Annotated in this window: 11 protein-coding genes; 6 read left to right on the forward strand and 5 right to left on the reverse strand. The window is 72.3% G+C overall.

Annotated features, from left to right (window positions below; translation table 11 throughout):
- Nucleotides 1-3: 3 nt before the first annotated feature.
- Both WME95_RS06265 and WME95_RS06270 read left to right on the forward strand, forming a co-directional pair.
- Nucleotides 4-1,920: a 4Fe-4S binding protein gene (locus WME95_RS06265; RefSeq protein ID WP_437907513.1), complete on the forward strand. Its 1,917-nt coding sequence runs from the start codon at nucleotides 4-6 to the stop codon at nucleotides 1,918-1,920.
- Nucleotides 1,921-1,969: 49 nt separating this feature from the next.
- On the forward strand, nucleotides 1,970-3,127 hold the full coding sequence (locus WME95_RS06270; RefSeq protein WP_437907514.1) for a hypothetical protein: 1,158 nt from the start codon (nucleotides 1,970-1,972) through the stop codon (nucleotides 3,125-3,127).
- A 55-nt stretch (nucleotides 3,128-3,182) separates the two neighbouring features.
- Here the strand turns inward: WME95_RS06270 and WME95_RS06275 are convergent, their stop codons facing one another.
- Nucleotides 3,183-4,820 (reverse strand): ABC transporter permease, encoded by a 1,638-nt coding sequence (locus WME95_RS06275; protein ID WP_437550136.1) that lies wholly within the window; start codon nucleotides 4,818-4,820, stop codon nucleotides 3,183-3,185.
- A gap of 219 nt (nucleotides 4,821-5,039) precedes the next feature.
- Here WME95_RS06275 and WME95_RS06280 point away from each other — a divergent pair, with 219 nt between their 5' ends.
- The 4 genes from WME95_RS06280 to WME95_RS06295 all read left to right on the forward strand — a co-directional run bounded on the left by WME95_RS06280 (nucleotide 5,040) and on the right by WME95_RS06295 (nucleotide 10,496).
- On the forward strand, nucleotides 5,040-6,938 hold the full coding sequence (locus WME95_RS06280; protein ID WP_437907515.1) for a protein kinase domain-containing protein: 1,899 nt from the start codon (nucleotides 5,040-5,042) through the stop codon (nucleotides 6,936-6,938).
- A gap of 52 nt (nucleotides 6,939-6,990) precedes the next feature.
- Nucleotides 6,991-8,373 carry a CCA tRNA nucleotidyltransferase gene (locus WME95_RS06285; protein WP_437907516.1) on the forward strand — a complete coding sequence of 461 codons (1,383 nt, stop codon included), beginning with the start codon at nucleotides 6,991-6,993 and terminating at the stop codon, nucleotides 8,371-8,373.
- Nucleotides 8,374-8,731: 358 nt separating this feature from the next.
- Complete coding sequence (locus tag WME95_RS06290) at nucleotides 8,732-10,117, forward strand: hypothetical protein (RefSeq protein WP_437550141.1); 1,386 nt, start codon at nucleotides 8,732-8,734, stop codon at nucleotides 10,115-10,117.
- Nucleotides 10,118-10,247: 130 nt separating this feature from the next.
- Entirely contained in the window at nucleotides 10,248-10,496 is a 249-nt protein-coding gene (locus WME95_RS06295) for a hypothetical protein (protein WP_437550143.1), read from the forward strand.
- On the opposite strand, the gene WME95_RS06300 is transcribed toward WME95_RS06295, so the two are convergent.
- The 4 genes from WME95_RS06300 to WME95_RS06315 all read right to left on the reverse strand — a co-directional run bounded on the left by WME95_RS06300 (nucleotide 10,487) and on the right by WME95_RS06315 (nucleotide 16,015).
- The gene (locus tag WME95_RS06300; protein WP_437907517.1) at nucleotides 10,487-11,764 is read right to left on the reverse strand and encodes a guanine deaminase; all 1,278 of its coding nucleotides are present in this window, start codon (nucleotides 11,762-11,764) and stop codon (nucleotides 10,487-10,489) included. The genes WME95_RS06295 and WME95_RS06300 overlap by 10 nt on opposite strands.
- Nucleotides 11,761-12,369: an SH3 domain-containing protein gene (locus WME95_RS06305; protein WP_437907518.1), complete on the reverse strand. Its 609-nt coding sequence runs from the start codon at nucleotides 12,367-12,369 to the stop codon at nucleotides 11,761-11,763. Before WME95_RS06305 ends, WME95_RS06300 begins: the two co-directional genes overlap by 4 nt.
- Before the next feature lie 100 nt (nucleotides 12,370-12,469).
- Complete coding sequence (locus tag WME95_RS06310; protein WP_437550149.1) at nucleotides 12,470-13,561, reverse strand: formylglycine-generating enzyme family protein; 1,092 nt, start codon at nucleotides 13,559-13,561, stop codon at nucleotides 12,470-12,472.
- A gap of 18 nt (nucleotides 13,562-13,579) precedes the next feature.
- Nucleotides 13,580-16,015 carry a sulfatase-like hydrolase/transferase gene (locus WME95_RS06315; RefSeq protein WP_437907519.1) on the reverse strand — a complete coding sequence of 812 codons (2,436 nt, stop codon included), beginning with the start codon at nucleotides 16,013-16,015 and terminating at the stop codon, nucleotides 13,580-13,582.
- Nucleotides 16,016-16,245 lie beyond the last annotated feature (230 nt).

Consider the following 16,245-nt stretch of genomic DNA (forward strand, 5'->3'; position numbering starts at 1 on the left):
CTCATGGCAAACCTCGATCCGACGCCGGCCGCGCCGGCGCACCGTGAACCGGCGGCAGGAGCCGTCGTGGAGCCCGCGAAGGCGAGCGCGGCGCCGCCCGCCGCGCCGAGCGCGACGCCGCCCGCCGCATTCGCGAAGGAGGCCCCCTGGGGCGCGCTGTTGCGCACGTTGCGCAAGGCCGGCGCGATCGTCCGGCCCGCCCCGAAGCGCCGGTCCGGCTCGGGGCTGCCGGCGCGCAAGGTGATCCAGGTGCTCGTCTGGGTGCGCCGCGCCGTGCAGGCCGGCTGCCTCGGGCTGTTCCTCTACTTCCTGTTCCAGACGGGCTTCCGCGGCTCGTTCGCCTCCGCCGAGGCGCGGGTGCGCCTGCCGCTCCCCGTCGAGGGCTTCCTCCTCGCCGACCCGTTCGTCGGCGCGATGACCCTGCTCTCGACGCACACCGTCTACCGCGGCCTCCTCTGGTCGCTCGGGATCCTCGCGCTGACGCTCGTCTTCGGGCGCGTGTTCTGCGGCTGGATCTGCCCCTTCGGCACCCTCCACCATTTCTTCGGGTGGATCTTCCCGTCGCGCTACGGCAAGGGCGGCAAGCGCGTCGAGGCGAACAAGACGTACACGCGGCAGCGGGTGAAGTACTACCTGATGTACGCCTTCCTCGCGGCGAGCGCGACCGGCAGCGTGATCGGCGGGCTGTTCGATCCGATCTGCGTGGCGGTCCGGGCCATCGGCCTCGCCGTCATCCCGGCCGCGCAGTACGTCGCCGCCGTGGTGACCGGCTCCGCGGCCACGACCGGGAGCCGGCCGGTGCAGCTCGCCGCGGATCACGCGCAGGATTTCCTGGCCGCGAGCGTGTGGCAGACGAAGCAGTTCTACTTCCACCACACGTGGTTCGTCGGGATCCTGTTCGTCGCGATCCTCTTCATGAACCGGTTCATCCCGCGGTTCTGGTGCCGCGTGCTCTGCCCGCTCGGCGCGTTCCTCGGCGTGTTCGCGCGCTTCGCGCTCTTCGGGATGCAGAAGGATCACGCGAAGTGCACCGACTGCAACCTGTGCCTCGTGCACTGCCAGGGCGCCGACTCGCCCCAGGGCGGGGTGAAGTGGCGGCAGGACGAGTGCCACATGTGCCTCAACTGCGAGAGCGCCTGCCCCGAGGACGTCATCAAGTTCCGCTTCCTGCCGAACCGGAAGAGCGCCCTCGTGACGCCCGACACGGGCCGCCGCACCGCCCTCGCGACCGCCGCCGCCGGCGCGGTGATCATCCCGACGGCGCGCATCGCCGACGTGCTCGACGCGAACTACGATCACCGCGTGATCCGGCCGCCGGGCTCGGTCGAGGAGCGCGAGTTCCTGGAGCGCTGCATCCGGTGCGCGGAGTGCATGAAGGTCTGCCCCAACAACGCGATCCACCCCGCGTTCTTCGAGGCGGGCATCGAGGGGCTCTGGACGCCGATCGTCATCCCGCGCATCGGGTACTGCGAGCACTCCTGCGTCCTCTGCGGCGACGTCTGCCCGACCGGCGCGATCCAGAAGATCACCGAGGAGCAGAAGATGGGCATCGGCCAGAAGCCGATCTCGATCGGCACCGCGTTCTACGATCAAGGGCGCTGCCTGCCGTGGTCGATGAGCGTGCCGTGCATCGTCTGCGAGGAGTTCTGCCCGACGTCGCCCAAGGCGATCTGGGTCGAGGAGGTCGACATCCCGAAGCGCGAGCCGGTGGCGGCCGAGCACGGCAAGGAGCCGCCGATGAAGATGGTCCACGTGCAGCGTCCGCACGTCGATCCGTCGCTGTGCATCGGCTGCGGCGCGTGCGAGAAGGTGTGTCCGGTGCAGGACAAGCCCGCGGTCTACGTGACCAGCGTCGGCGAGACCCGCTCGAAGACGAACGTCATCCTTCTCGAGGACACGGACTACAACAAGGCGTCTTGACCGCGCACGCCGGCTCCGCGCGGCGGGACCACGACAGGAGGCAGCTCGGGTGCGCACGCTTCGCTTCTACGGAACCTTCTCGCTCGCCGCGCAGCTGGCGCTCGCGGCGCTCGCCGGCTGCGGCGAGCGGTTCACGGCGGCCGGCGCGAGCGCCACGTCCACGTCATCGAGCGGCGGCGAGGGCGGCGCCGGCGGCGACGGGGGCGGGGGCAGCGGGGGAGGCGGGGGAGGCGGTGGCTCGGCCTCGTCGTCGGCCGCGTCGGGCGGGGGCGGCGAGGGCGGCTGCGGCGCGTGCAAGGACGGGGAGTTCTGCACGGCCAGCGAGACGTGCGTCTCCTGCGCGGCCCGCGGCGGCGTGCTGTCGTTCGGCGCGCCCTCGGAGGTCGAGGTGGCGGGGGCGATGCCCGCGTTCCCGCGCGTGCGCGCGGAGACCGGAGAGGGCGAGGCGACGCTCCGGCTCGTCTACACGGCGAAGTTCGGATCGGACGACACGAAGATCGCCACGGCCACCGGGCGGCCCTGGACGGCCGGCGAGGTCGTCTCCAGCTTCCTCGTCGACGCCGAAGGCCAGGAGTCGGGCCCGCTCCTCCTGCCCCTGGACGCGCCCTCGCCGCATGACGGCTTCCCTGCGGGCTCGCTGCTCTTCGACCGCCTCCCCCCCGCGCCGGGCAGCCTCCCGCTGCTGCACGTCGCGGATGGGCTGGGCGCGACCCAGGCGGACACGCTCTCCGCGCTCAACCCGGACGGGGGGAGCCGCTCGGTGGCGGTCGCCCACGGGCAGCGGCCCTCCTACCGGTACTGGTTCATGAACACGCACCAGGACGGCGGCGGGAACACGAGCCGGCTCGTCACGAAGCGCGCGGAGGACGCGGAGGTGCAGGTGCTCGACATCCACCTGCCAGGCGACTGCCCCGCGCAGGGAGACGACCTCGCCCCGTGGGTGACGCCCGACGGCCGCCTGCTCTTCTTCCAGGCGCCCTACAGCGCGCGCGGCGAGTGCGAGGAGGCGTCGGTGCTGCGGAGCTTCTACGTGGCGCTCGGGGACGACGGGCTGCCCCTGGACGATCAGCCGGCGAGGATGCTGCTGCCCAACCTGGACCCGAGCGTCGCCGTCATGACGCCGTCGCTGTCCCCGGACGAGTGCACGCTCTACCTGGCGTCCGACAAAAACGGGCAGCAGAAGCTCTACGCCGCCTCTCGGCGGTAGGCCGCGCGGCGAGCAGGCCCACCTCGGGCCTGCAGCCGCGCGGGGAGGCAGGGGCTCACTGCGCGCGGAAGCCCTCGGCGGGGCGGAGGCGCGCGGCGTAGAGGCTGGGCACGATCGTGGCGGCGAGGCAGATGAGGATGGCGATGCAGCCCGTGATGATGAACTCCTGCGGGCGCGCCTGGACGGGGAGGCGGGAGATGAAATAGACCTTCGGGTCGAGCGGGAAGCCGTACACCAGGAGCCCCTTGCACACCGCCACGCCGAGCAAGAGGCCCAGCGTGGTGCCCGCGACGCCGATGATCCCGCCCTGGTAGAGGAAGATGCGCAGGACGGCGCCGTCCGTCGCGCCCATCGCCTTGAGGACCGCGATCTCCTTCTTCTTGTCGAGCACCACCATGATCAGCGTCGCGATCACCGTGAACGCGGCGACCACGATGATGAGCGCCAGCACCGCGCTCATGCCGATCTGCTGGATGCGCAGCGCCGTGAAGAGCCCGTGGTTCAGCTCCTCCCAGTCCATCGTGTAATAGAGCCCGCTGCCGAGGAGCTTGCTGATCTCGCGCGCGATGCCGCTCGCGCTGTCGATGTCGTCGACCTTCATCTCGACGCCGGTCACCGTGTCGCCCTGGTCGTAGAACGCCTGCGTCTCGTAGAGATCGGCGTACGCCAGCTTGGTGTCGTACTGCTCGAAGCCGGCCTCGAAGATCGCGATGACCCGGAATCGCTTGGCGACCGGCGGCTTGATGGCGCCGTTCGCGAACGAGAAGCCGATCGTGGGCGAGGTGACAGTGACGCACTGGCCCAGGTCGAGCGACAGGTTCTTCGCCAGCGCGGCGCCGATCACGATGCCCGGCATCCTGGCGATCTGCTCCTTGTCGGCGCAGGGGTCCGGATCGACCTCGGGCGGCAGCTCGTCGTCGTCCGGGAGAACGCTGCCATAGCCGCCCTGCGGCTCGATCGCGCCCCGCGGGGCGCCCTCGTCGAGCGCGACCTCCGCCTCCTCGGCCCCGGCGCCGGGCGCGCCTTCCGCCTCGGCCGCGCGCGCCGTCGGGGGCGCGAGCGCGGCGTCGCGCGCGGCCGCGGCGCGCTCGTCCTCGAGGATCCGGGCCTCGTAGGCCTTCAGCAGATCGATCTCGGCGCCCGCGTCCGGCGCGAGCGCGCCCCGCGCGCCAGCGTCCGGCTCCAGGAGGGGGACCTCGGGCAACGACGGCACGGCGCGCTCGGCGGGCTTCGAGCCAGGGCGCCGCAGCCCGGCGAGATCGCCGCCCGGGAGGATGTGACGGGGCAGGTCGAGCACGGCCGTGGAGGCGCCCTCGGCCCCCACGCCGAGGCTCCTGGCCGGGTCGACCCCCTTGACCAGGACGCCGGTCGCCGTCGCGTCGCCGTGCGTCAGCATCATGGGGTTGATGCTGAACGGCGCGACGCCGACGACGCCGGGAACCTTGGAGACCTGCTCCATGATCGAGCGGTACTCACGGAAGTCCGTCGAGTACTTGATCACCAGGACGTGCGCGTTGACGCCCAGGACCTTCTCGCGGAACTCCGCCTGAAAGCCCCCGGTCACGCTCATCACGGTCGCGAGCGCCGCGACCCCGAGCGCGACCCCGAGGATCGCGAACGTGGTGCCGACCGAGATGAACGCCCGCTTCTTGGAGCCGAGATATCGCAGCGCGACCTCGATAGGGTAGCTCATCGCGGTGCCCTCCTAGCAGAACGCGGCGCGCGCGGCACGCTGGGCCGCCATCGTCGGCGGTGGGCCGACACGCCGTCGACTCGCCGCACTCGCCGCGCTCGCCGCGCCCTTTCGCGCGCGGGGTCCGCATGATCTCGCTTCCTGGACCGAACGCCTGCTAGAATCCAACCCTGTCGCAGCTGCCGGCATGTGGCGTGCACTTCTGCCCGCGAGCCTTTCATGAGCGCCACCAAAAACGAGCACCACACCGCGCGCAGCAGGGTCTTCAACGCCGAGGAAGGCGCGCTCGAGGAGCCGCCCCCGTCACGCCCCAAGAGCGCGGCGGGCGGTCCCCGCTCGTCCGGTGTCGCGGCCGCGTTCGCGCCGTCGTCCATCGAGCCGAGCGGCGCCGACGACGACGTGCCGGTCGAGGTCGAGCTCCGCCCTTCGTCGAGGCCCTCCAGGGCAGGGTGGGTCGAGGGGCCCGCGAGCGAGGTGCCGCCGAGCTTCCGGGCGCCGCCGCCGCTGCGCCAGATGGCCCCGCGGTTCGGGCGGCAGAGCGATCCCGACAATGACGAGATCAGCGGGCGAACGAGCCCGGTGCCGATCAGCGAGGGGGAGCCTTCCCTGGAGATCCCGCCGCCGGACGAGGTCGAGCCGCGCGAGCGGCGGCCGCCGGGCGCCAAGGACCCTTACATCGGGACGACCTTCGATCACCGGTACAAGATCGAGCGGCTGCTCGGCGAGGGCGGGATGGGGTTCGTCTACCTCGCCCGCCACAAGGTCATCGACAAGCGCGTCGCGGTGAAGGTGCTCCGCGCGGAGCTCGCCAGGGACCGCGAGATCTTCGAGCGCTTCGTGCAGGAGGCCCGCTCCGCGTCGAGCATCGGCAACCCGCACATCGTGGACATCTCCGATTTCGGCGACCTGCCGGACGGCTCCACGTACTTCGTCATGGAGTACCTGGAAGGCGTGAGCCTGGCGCAGCTCATCGACTCGCCGAACGAGCTGCCGATGGATCGCATCTGTCACATCGCGCTGCAGCTGTCCGCGGGGCTCGCGGCCGCGCACGACGCCGGCATCATCCACCGCGATCTCAAGCCGGACAACGTCTTCGTGGTCGCCCGCGGCAGCGATCCGAACTTCGTGAAGATCCTCGACTTCGGGATCGCGAAGGTGTCGACGAGCACGACGACCAAGCTGACGCGCGCCGGCGCGGTGTTCGGGACGCCGCACTACATGTCCCCGGAGCAGGCCGCGGGGGCGCCCATCGATCACCGGACCGACATCTACTCGCTCGGCGTGATGCTCTACGAGCTCGTGAGCCGCCAGCTCCCGTTCAACGCCGACAACTTCATGGGGATCCTGACGCAGCACATGTACAAGGCGCCGGTCCCCATCCGCGCGCTCGTCGGCGGCCCGGACTGCCCGCCCGGGCTCGAGGCGGTGATCCTGAAGTGCCTCTCCAAGAAGCCGGAGTCGCGCTACCAGACCATGAGCGATCTCCACGCCGACCTCGAGCAGGTGAGGTGCGGGGGCGTGCCGGGCGCGGTCGCGGAGATGATGGCGCGCTCGGGCGGCTTCAACGTGCCGCACGATTACTTCAAGACCTCGAAGGTGATCGTCCCCGCGACGCCGCCGTCGCCCCCGCGCTCGCCTTGGCCCCGCTACGTGTGGGTCGCCGGGGCGGCGGCCGCGGTGGGGATCGTGACGGCGATCTTCGTCATCGGCGCGAGCGGGTCGGCCAGGGACAACGCCCAGAAGGCGCAGAAGCCGCCGGTCGAGGCGCCCGCCAAGCCGGCGCCTCCCGAGCCGCCGCCGGTCCAGAAGACGGTGGTGGCGCTGGCCGCGGTGCCGGAGACGGCGGTCGGCTACCGGAACGGCGTGGAGCTGAAGCTGCCGGCGAGCATCGACGTGGAGCAGGGGCAGACGGTCACGATCGACATCCGGGCCGAGGGGTACCAGCCCAGCACGGTGGTGCTCGACGGCACCGAGCCGAGCAAGCTCGTGAAGCTCGAGGCCGACGAGAAGAGCGGTCCGAAGGCGAGGCCCGGGACGGGACGGCCGCCGGCGGTGCCGACGACCCGGACCCCCAAGAACCCGGATGTCCGGGACCCCTGGGCTCACCCGAAGAAGTGAGCGTGCGCTCGGCGGGGGCCCTGCTCGCCGTGCCCCGTGATAAGCCGCAGGCGTGACCCGGATCGATCACCTCATCGAGGCCGTCCCCGAGGACGTGCTCGGCATCTGTCGCCGCCTCCGCGAGCGCGGCAAGCGCGGCTGGATCGTGGGCGGCTGCGTGCGCGACCTGCTCCGCGGGCAGGACGCCAAGGACTGGGACGTCGCGACCGACGCGCGGCCGGAGGAGGTCGTGGCCGCGTTCCGGAAGGTGATCCCGACCGGGATCCAGCACGGGACGGTGACCGTCCTCGTGCGCGGCGTGCCGTACGAGGTCACGACCCTGCGCGGCGACGGGACCTACAGCGACGGCAGGCGGCCGGACCGGGTCGAGTTCGTGGACGACATCACCGCCGATCTCGCGCGGCGGGACTTCACCATGAACGCCATCGCGATCGATCCGGTGGACGGGCACCTCATCGATCCGTTCGGCGGGAGGAGCGATCTCGAGGCGAAGGTCATCCGCGCGGTCGGGGATCCGGGCGAGCGGTTCGCCGAGGACGGGCTGCGGGTGCTGCGCGCGGCGCGCTTCGCCGCGACGCTGGAGGGCACGCTGGACCCAGAGACCGAGCGCGCGATGGGCACCGCGCGGTCGCACCAGACGTTCCGCTGCGTGAGCGCGGAGCGGGTGCGCGACGAGTGGCTGAAGGCGATGCGCGCGCGCCGCCCGAGCGTGGCGTTCGAGATCATGCGCCGGACGGAGCTGCTGGCGATCACCTGCCCGGAGATGATCGAGTCGGTCGGGTGCGAGCAGAACCGATGGCACGCCTACGACGTGTGGGGGCACGCGATGGCCTGCCTCGACGCGTGCAAGCCCGAGCCGATCCTCCGCGTGGCGGCGCTGATGCACGACATCGGGAAGCCGAGGACGCGCGAGTTCTCCGACAAGACGAAGGACTACACGTTCTACGAGCACGAGCGGGTCGGGGCCGAGATGGCCGACCCGATCCTCACGCGGCTCCGCTTCTCGAACGACGAGCGCGCGCGGATCGTGGCGCTCATCCGACACCACCTGATCTGCTACGACGACACCTGGACGGACGCCGCGGTGCGCCGCTGGCTCCGCCGGGTGACCCCGGCGCTGGCGCCGGATCTCTACGAGATCGGCTTCGCCGACGCGCTCGGCAAGGGCCGCGAGGCGACCGAGGACATCGCCACGATCGGGCGGCTCCGGGAGCGCGTGGACGCGCTGCTCGCCGCGGGCGCGGCGCTCTCGGCCAAGGATCTCGCCGTGAACGGCAATCGATTGATGAAGGAGCTCGGCATTCCGCCGAGTCGGCTCGTCGGCGAGCTCCTGGAGCGCCTCGTCGAGCTCGTCACCGAAGAGCCCGAGGCGAACACGCCCGAGCGCCTGCTCGCGGCGGCGCGCGAGCTCGTCGCCTCGAAGGGCGCAGTCTAGCCCCTCCCCATCGCAAAGTTGCGACTCCCGCCGCCGAGCGGCCGAGGGGAGACGTCAGGATGGCTGTGCGCCGCGCTCGCTGTGTGTACCCGAGGGTGGTCTCGCCGGGCTGCCCTGGGGCCGCCGCGTCGTGCGGCGCTCCGGTTCACCCGCCCTCGGCCATGTCCTCGCTCCTTTGGTGAGCCTGTCCCAGAGGGCGAGTCGACCGGTCGTGGACAAGGTACCTGGACCGACAACGGTGGTCGGTTGTCTACCTCATGTCGGTCTGGATTATTTCATGACGATCGCGTCCACTGGGACGTGAGTCTGGTAACCTCGGTCGCTGCGCATTGTCGCGTTCCCCAATTTGGAGGTCATTTTGAAGCTCTCGACGAAGACGCTTGTTGGGCTGGTTGGTCTGGGTTTGCTTGCGGCGGCGGCAGCCATCGGTGGGTGCTCCGGCGGGGGTGGTGAGGCGAACCCCGGCAACAGCGGCTCTGGAAGCGGCAGCGGCGGCAGCGGCAGCAGCGGCGAGACGTCCGGGAGCGGGCTCGGGGACGGCGGTGAGTTCGATGTCGACGCAGGGGCCGGGGACAAGGACGCGTCGCTCAACGGCGATACGGCGTGCGTCGCGACCCGATTGCAGGCCGATTACGAGCAGCGCCCGGCCGACATCATCTTCATCATCGACAACTCGGAGAGCATGAAGGACGAGATCAACAGCGTCCAGCGGAACATCAACCAGAACTTCGCCTCGATCATCGCGGCGAGCAAGATCGATTTCCGCGTCATCATGCTATCGAGGCACGGCAGCTCGGACCTGGAGCAATCGGTCTGCATCGAGGCGCCGCTCGGCAGCGGGAGCTGTTCGCCGGTCCCGTCGATCCCGAACACCAATCCACCGCACTTCTACCAGTACAACCTGGATATCAGCAGCCTCGACTCGCTCTGCATGGCGATCGACACGCTGAAGGGCGCGATCCAGCCCAGGGGAGAGACCGCGTCACCCGGGTGGTCGCAGTGGCTGCGGGAGGACTCGCTCAAGGTGTTCGTCGAGATCACCGATGACGGCGTCGACTGCACGACGAAGTCGCTCGGCGCGAGCAAGACGGCCGTCGACGAGGGGGCTGACATCAAACTTTACGACCTCGACGACGATCTGCCCGAGAACGAGAACGTCGCCGGCGGCACCCTCTCGGCAGAGACCTTCGACGCCGCCCTCATGGCGGTCGCGCCGGAGTTCTTCGGCTCGAAGGACGCGCGCAACTACAAGTTCTTCAGCTTCGTGGGCATCAAGGAGAACGACCCAATCACCGCCCCCTGGCCGCCGGAGGCGCCAGCCACCTGGGAGCAGTGCCGGCCAGACTCGGTCGATCCCGGGACGACCTATCAGGTCCTCAGCGTCATGACCGGCGGGCTGAGGTACCCGATCCAGCAGCACGCCACCTACGATGCGGTGTTCCAGGCCATCGCAGACAGCGTGATCTCGGGCGCCAAGCTGTCGTGCGAGATCGAGGTGCCCAAGGCGCCGGATGGACACTCGATCGACCTGAAGACGGTGCAGATCGAGTTCACGCCGAGCGACGGCGGGCAGAAGAAGACCTTCTCCCAGGTGAAGAGCCTCGAGGAGTGCGCCGGGGCGACCTCGTCCTTCTACATCGAGGAGGGGCAGATCAAGCTGTGCGAGGACACGTGCGCCATGGCGGCGCAGGACAACACCGCGGGCATGGAGCTGCTCTACGGCTGTTCGGTCAACCCGAACTGAGCGAGGAGGCGCTCCCGGGCGCGACACCCCGGGAGCGCCGCCATTGCAGGGCGTCCGGCCGAACGAGCCCTCTCCCTGGAGGGATCGCGGGAGCCAGGCGCCCGCACCTGCTACCCTGCGCGAGAGGCAGATGCGGGTCGATGTGGCGTGCCGTGCCGGCCACGGCGGGAGCGAAGAGCCCGAGACGGTCACCCTGGGGGAGCGCCGCGTGCGGGTGACGGAGATCCTCGACCGGTGGCCCGGGGGCGATCACCACTACTTCAAGGTGCGCGGGGACGACGGCGCACGGTACATCCTGCGGCGAGACTTCGAGATCCTCGTCTGGGAGCTCGAGGTCTATGAGGCCGCCGAGGACGAGAGGGGGAGCGGTCAGGGGTAGACTGGCCGGCCGCGCACGAACGCGCGTTGGACGGTCGCGACGGTCGCGTCGGACGCGAAGACGAGGTGGTTCAGCGTCTCGGCCTCGCCGAGCACGTGCTCGGGGAAACGCACGGCGATGAAGTCCGCCTCCTTGCCGACGTCGAGGCTGCCGACGACGCGGCCCAGGCCGATGGCGTCGGCGGTGCCCTGCGTGGCCATGACGAAGAGATCCGCCGGGGTCAGGCGGTCGCCGAGGCAGAGGGCGTTGTCGAAGGCGCTCGACATGCTGCGACGCATGTCGAAGCTGCGGCCAGCGCCGACGTCGCTGCCCAGCCCGACCAGGACCCCGCGCGCGCGCGGGTCGGAGAGGCGCATGCGGCCGCTGCCCAGGAAGAAGTTCGAGTCGGGGCAGTGGACGACCGAGGAGCCCGTCTCCGCGAGGCGGTCCCACTCGCGCGGCGAGAGGTGAATCGCATGCGCGAGCAGGGCGCGCCCGGTGAGCAGGCCGACGCGGTCGTAGACGTCGACGTAGTCGCGCGCCCAGGGGTGCGCGCGCAAGGTGGCCTCGCCCTCGGCCGGGTTCTCGGCGACGTGCGTTTGCACGAGGAGGCCGTGATCGCGGGCGAGCCGCGCGGCCGCCTCCATCAAGGGACGGGAGCAGCTCGGGGCAAAGCGGGGGGTGATCGCGAACTCGAGGAGGCCGCCGCCCTCGCCGTGCCAGCGCTGCACGAGATCGCGGGCGGCGGGGATGGCCTCGTCGCGAGGGACGCGGAGCGCCTCCGGGCAGCTCTGGTCCATGAGCGTGAGGCCGGCGATGCCGCGCAAGCCGGCGGCCAGCAGGGCGCGGAACAGCCGGTCGGTCGCGCCGGCGCACGAGCTGGAGAAGACGACGCAGGTGGTCGTGCCCGACGCGAGCAGCCGGTTTGTGAACTCGCCCGCGACGAGCGTGGCATAGGCCTCGTCGCGGAAGCGGGCCTCCTCGGGGAAGACCGACCGATCGAGCCAGTCGAGCAGCGGGCCGCTGGCGCTGCCGATGATGCGCGTCTGCGGGAAATGGACGTGCGCGTCGATGAAGCCCGGCATCAACACCGCAGGCCGCAGGTCCAGCACCGGCCCGCGGAACGCGCCCGGGGCGAACGGCGCTGCCTGGGCGATCCGACCGTCGCCGCCGACCACGAGCAGCGCGTCGTCGATGAATCGGACCTGAGCGCCGTCCGGCGACGCGGGGATCGGGGTGAGCAGGCGAGCGCGGTAGGCGCGCGGCGACTCCGGCGAGCGCGCGCTCATCGGATGGCGATCTCGCTCCGGCGGGCCCAGCCCATGAGCAGCTCGCCCCCGCCGTTCTTCATGACGAGGGCCCACGCGCCCGACTCGCGCACGATCATCACGATCTCGCCCGCGGCGATGGCGCCGACCCGGGTGCCGTCCGCCCGCGGCTCGTCGAGCAGCGTGATGCCGCGCGAGGCGATGCCCGCCTGGAGGCGCGCAGGCCCGCCCGGGTCCTCCTCGTCGTCGAAGGCAGGGCCGTCGTCGTGAGGGGATGGCCCCTCGTCGGAGCCTGGATCGTCGTCGAACGGGAAACGAGGGTGGACCTGCGCGCGCCGGTCCGCCGGGGAACGCCCGTCGAGGAGGTGCGCGAAGCGGCCAGCGCTCTGCGCCGGCGAGCGATCGCCGGCGACCGCCCGGAACACGACGGGCGCCGTCGGGAGCAGCACGGCGGCGGCGGCGGCGAGGAGCACGAGCCCGGTCAGCCGATCGAGCTGGCGCGCGCGCGGCGGGGCTGGCGCGGCGCCCGGCGGCTCCGCCCGCGCAGCGAGGCGCGTGCCGGCGTGCTCGGCGCGCACGTCGCGGGGGCCAGGCGAGGCGCCCTGTCCGGCGGGGGGGTGGTCCATCAGCGCAGAGGATACGCGCTGCGGCGAGCGCGGTCGACTGCGCGGCGGCGTGAGCTCCGATGACGCGCGCCGCGCGCTTGTCTGCACGCCAGCGAGCGCGTCAGCGGAGCTCGCGCGGCAGCGGGGCGGCGGCAGGATCGCCGGAGACGGCGCGCTCCGCGGGGACGCCGATCGTGGCGCCGTGGTCCGCGCAGCAGCGGAAGCCCTGCTGGTAGAACATGTGGTTCTCGTCGTGCGAGCGGGTCGAGGGGCGGCAGCGCGTGCGGACAGGACCCCAGTAGCCGCCCTTCAGGATGGAGGGGCGCTCGCCCTCACGGACGGAACGGGTCCACTCATCGATGTTGCCGGTCATGTCGTAGACGCCGAAGGGGCTCCGGCAGCGGGGCTGGACGCCCGACGCCATGCCCTGCCAGAGCCGGTCCATCTCGGCCATGGCCGCGGGGCCGCCACGGGGGCGCAGCGCGGTCTCGATGTACGGGCGCCAACCCTGATCGACGACGCACGCTTCAGGCTCGCGGACGTAACCGTAGGGGTAGGGGCGCGCCTCCTCGCCCTCGCAGGCGAAGGTCCACTCGGCCTCGTCGCAGAGGCGCTTGCCCTCTTCGGCGCAGAGCTCGTTCGCCTCGTAGAACGAGACGAGGATGAACGGATAGACGCCCTTCTGGTTGGGGTACTCGTAGCGATCCATGCAGAAGTGCATCGGCTTCGTGTCGAGATCCTTCGACATCGAGAGCCACTTCTCGCGATCGAACTCCGCGCACCGCTCGGGGTAGTCCCTGCTGATCCAGTGCTTGCAGGTGGTCCGCTGCATCTCGTCGATGGAGCGCAGGTCGCCCTGGGCCTTCGGGGCGGGGTCGAGCTTCATGAGGCCGGAGACCTCGACCATGCCCGTCGGGCAGGTGCCGCGGGTGCCCTCGATCTGGTCGGTGGCCTCGCGCGACTCGGCGGGCGACGAGGCGATCTGCCAGTGACGATCGCGCACGAGGCGCCACTCGAACCGGAGGCGCCGCGGCAGCGAGCCGGTGATGGCGCCCGCGCCGAGCGTGAGCGGCACGGACGGCGCCTGCGCGAGCCGCACGACGAGCAGCGCGAGCGAGGCGAGGCCCAGCGCGAAGCCGACGGCGACGGCGGCGCGCAGCGCCCTCGCGCGGGGGGGCGCGGGCTTCCGCGTCGAAGGGGCGAGTCGGTGCATGATCCCTCGCAGTAAACTCTACTGCGAGGGAGACTCGAAGGCAGACAACTTTTCGCGGAGCCGCCCGAGGTCGGCCTCGAAGCGCCGCTCGCCGGACAGGTCGCGGGTCTCCCGCGGATCGCTCCCGAGATCGAACAGGAGCAGCCGGTCACGCTTCTTCCGCTCGATCACGAGGAGCTTGAGCTGCCCGTCGACGACCGCGGCGCGGCGGGCGGTGCGCGCGAACACCGGCCCTCGGGGAGCGCGCTCGGCGCCGGTGGCGATCGCGGCCAGGGAGGCGCCTTCGACGGCCGTCGCCTCCGCGCCGCCGACGTCGAGGACGGTGGGCGCGATGTCGACCGTGCTCACGGGATGCGGGTAACGGCCCGGCGCGGCGCCGGGGAGGGCGATGACGAGGGGGACGCGGATCGCCTCCTCGTAGAGCTCGACGCCGTGCCCCACGGGGCCGTGCTCGCCGAGCCCCTCGCCCTGCGAGCCGTGGACGATGACCGCCGTGCGGCCGGCGCGGGGGCCCCTCGCCACGGCGTCGAGCAGGGCGCCGAGCTGCCGGTCGACGTAGGCGATCTCGCCGTCGTAGGCGGCGGTCCTGCCGGCGCCGAAGCGGATGCCGGGGTGGGCGACGTAGCGCTCGTGGGCGTCGAAGAGGTGGAGCCAGAGGAAGATCGGCTGGGTGCGCTGGGCAACCCCCTCGAGGAGCGCGATGGCCTTCTCGACCGCGAGGTGGCCTGTCGCCTCGCGCTCCGGGTGGGCGTCGCCGTAGACGGTCTCGAAGCGGTCGAACCCTTGATCGAAGCCGCGCTCCTGGCTGATCCACGTGAACGAGCTGACCGCGGCGGTCAGGTAGCCGGCGCGCTTCATGCGCTCCGCGAGGGTGTCGTTCTCGGGCAGCAGCGTGGGCCACTCGCGGCGGTCGCGCGCCGCTCGGTTGAGGCGGCGGCCGGTGACGAGCGGCGAGATGGCCCGCTGCGTCTCGCTCGAGGCGGCGTAGGCGCGCTCGAACATCACGCCGCGGGCCGCGAGCTCGGCGAGCCGCGGGCTGGTGTCGCGGCCATAGCCGTAGGCCGACGTGTGGTCGGCGCGGACCGTGTCGAGCGTGACGAGGAGGACGTCGGGGCGCATCGGCGCGGCGGGCGCGGCGGGCGCGGGCGTGGTCCCGGCGGGGGAGATGGTCTTCGTCAGGACGGCCGGGATGACCGCGCCGCCCTCGTCGCGCGCGGCGGGCGCGGAGGCGGCGCGCACGGGCGCGGCCGTCGTGGCGCCGGCAGGGGCGGCCGTCGTGGCGCCGGCAGGGGCGGCAGGCGGGGCGCCGGCGGCCGCGGTCGTCAGCGCGCCGGCAGGCGAGCCCGCGACGGCCCTGGCGGGCAGGGAGGCGGCGCCCTCGTGGGCCCCGTCGCTGCAGTCCTGATCGATGCCGTCGCCCGGCGTTTCCGGTGCGCCGTGATACCGGGTGGGATCGCCCTCGTCGCAGTCGAGGCCGCCGAAGTGCGAGCCCATCCCGTCGCCGTCGCGGTCGGTCCACTGCTCGAGCGCGCTGAAGAGCGTGGCCGCGAGCCCGCCGCCGGCGCGCACGGCCTGGCCGAGCGGGGGGAACGACTCGATCCGGGCGGTCGCGGTCATGAGGACCAGGGCGGCGAGGGGGACGCCCGCGACGCCGGCGATGCGGCCGACGGCCGCGCTGAGGTCGACGCTCGAGACGAGCGCGGTCGCCACGAGCGCGATGGCGCCGTCGACGATGGCGGCGCGCACGGCGGCCCCGGCGTCGCCGGTCGTGCTGGCCGCGTGGGCGGCGAGCGGAGCGAAGGCGGCGACGAGGGGCACGACGCCGATGGCCGTGCCGGCGACGGCGAGGAGCCACGGCTTCACGCCGCGGGCGGCGAGGCGATCGCCGAGCGCGACGAGGCGCTGGGTGACGAGCGCCGCGGCCACGACGCCGGCGAGGCCGAGGACGCCGAAGGTCGCGCCGGCGAGGCCTCGGTGGTGCGTCGTCGCCTTGAGGAGGGCGGCGAGCGCGGCGAGCACCGGGAAGGCGACGCCGATCCAGAGCGCGACGCGGAGGACGGCGAGCCGCTCGCCGCCCGCGCCGACGATGCCGCGGAAGCCGCGGCCGGCCGCGCGCGAGAGGATGAGCGCGAGCGTGACGAGCGGGAGCAGGACGGCGGTCCCGACGAGGAGCCCGTCGAGGAAGGACGCGCCGGCGCGGGCGGTGCGCAGGGCGGTCGGTACGGCGGAGAGCGCAGCGACGCCGAGGCCGAGCACGCAGGCCTCGCCGAGGCGGGTCGTCCAGGCGCTGCGGCGCGGCGGGGGAGGGGCGGCCGACCGCCCCGGCGGGGGGACGGACCGCCCCGGCGGCGCGCTCTGCCGGGCGGGCGGGCCGCTCGGCGATCGCGGCGGGACGCTGTCATGAGAGCCGGCGGCGCTCGGCGGCGGCGGGGGACCTGGTTCGGCGGTGATCATGGGCACACAGGGGGGAGGGCCGCGTGGGCGCCTCGCGAGGGCCTGTCGCGCCTGGCCGCGAGGTCGTGCGCCCTGGAGAACGGGGCCTACCATCGGTCTACCGGGCCGCAAAGTATCCTGCGGGAGCGGACGAGCCGGGGGCGCCGGCGGCGGGCAATCCGGAAGCGCCGCGCTCGGAGTCGAGGCTGCGCCACGCGAAGCCGGCAAGACGGCTGCACGGGTGCGCCGGG

It is taken from the genome of Sorangium sp. So ce327, from assembly GCF_051530205.1.
Classification (GTDB): Bacteria; Myxococcota_A; Polyangia; order Polyangiales; family Polyangiaceae; genus Sorangium; species Sorangium cellulosum_B.